Source organism: Arsukibacterium sp. MJ3 (assembly GCF_000987765.1).
Lineage (GTDB): Bacteria > Pseudomonadota > Gammaproteobacteria > Enterobacterales > Alteromonadaceae > Alishewanella.
Genome location: NZ_LAHP01000079.1, coordinates 1 through 923, shown reverse-complemented (window position 1 = coordinate 923; position 923 = coordinate 1). Strand labels below are relative to the sequence as shown.

Annotated in this window: 1 protein-coding gene; it reads left to right on the top strand. The window is 44.6% G+C overall.

The genetic code is table 11. The annotated features are described in order from the left end of the window. Nucleotides 1-923: IS4 family transposase (locus VT06_RS16810; protein ID WP_046555483.1), on the top strand; the 923-nt coding region annotated here is incomplete at both ends.

Here is a 923-nt window from a genome sequence, read left to right as displayed (position 1 = left end):
TTTGAAAAGGCTCTGGCGCTGCATCTTCCTGATATGTTTTGTATCAGAGATAAATACCAGGAAATGTTTAAGCGTATTATTTTGCAAGATGGTACCAGTTTCGCTGTACATGATGACTTAATGTTCTATTTTCCCGGACGTTTCAATGAAATTAGCCCAGCAGCGGTTGAGTTGCATGTCACGTATGACTTACTCAAAGGACAACCTGATTGCGTTAGTCTGACAGAGGATACTGCGCCAGAGCGGGACTATTTACCTTCCCCCACAGCGTTAACGGGGTGCTTATTTATGGCAGATGCAGGATATTTTTCAAAGCGATATATGCAGCAACTGCACGAGGCTTGCGCGTATTTTATTATGCGGATGAGTAACAGTATTAACCCAATGGCCGTGTGTACGGTGAGCCAGCAGAAGAAACCGCTGAAGACATGGCTAAAAGAATTACCTGGTAAAGGCGTATTAGATTTAGATGTGCACTGGCCTGATGGCCCGGTTTATCGCTGTGTTGCCTTTGCCGCATTGGACCATAAAAAGCGTCATGTATTGGTATGCACCAACCTTAGCCGTGAACAGTTCCCTAGCAAAGCCGTGGGTGATTTATATCGCGTTCGCTGGCAAATAGAATTGTTATTCAAAGAATGGAAGTCGATGAATAATTTAAATAAATTCGACACAGGCCATGCCACTATCGTCGAAACACTCATCTGGGGTAGCTTGTTGGCAGCCACCTTAAAACGTTGGCTTATCAACGCAGCTGAAAAGAAGTATAACCGGGTGTTGTCGCTTTTTACCGGCGCAAAATCTGCCCCTATGTGGTGGCTGCCTTTTTGCACTGAACTGGCGATGAGTTGTGGTGCAAATTTAGTTAACGCCATGAATAACGCGATGGCATTTTTAGCACAACATTGCCAACGCCAAAATGT